Origin of the sequence: Streptomyces sp. NRRL B-24572, from assembly GCF_002156145.1 — a bacterium.
In the GTDB taxonomy this organism is placed as follows: Bacteria; Actinomycetota; Actinomycetes; order Streptomycetales; family Streptomycetaceae; genus Streptomyces; species Streptomyces vietnamensis.
Map to the genome: position 1 here is coordinate 1 of NZ_MWIG01001206.1, position 260 is coordinate 260.

Consider the following 260-nt stretch of genomic DNA (forward strand, 5'->3'; position numbering starts at 1 on the left):
CGCTGTAGCCGATGGCGAAGTCGATCTCGCCGGAGAGGATCCGGGGCAGGAAGTACGCCTTCTGCTCGTCCGTGCCGTACTGCATGATCGTCGGCCCGACGGTGTTCAGGGCCATCAGCGGCAGCGGCACGCCGGCCTGCGCGGCCTCGTCGAAGAAGATGAACTGTTCCATGGGCGTGAGCCCGCGCCCGCCGTACTCGGTGGGCCAGCCCACCCCCAGCCAGCCGTCCGTGCCGAGGCGCCGCACGGTCTCGCGGTAG

General features: G+C 70.0%; 1 protein-coding gene. It reads right to left on the bottom strand.

Going from position 1 to position 260, the window contains the following annotated elements; genetic code table 11:
* On the bottom strand, positions 1-260 hold a 260-nt coding region (locus CCN56_RS41325; protein WP_179200181.1), incomplete at both ends, for an acyl-CoA dehydrogenase family protein.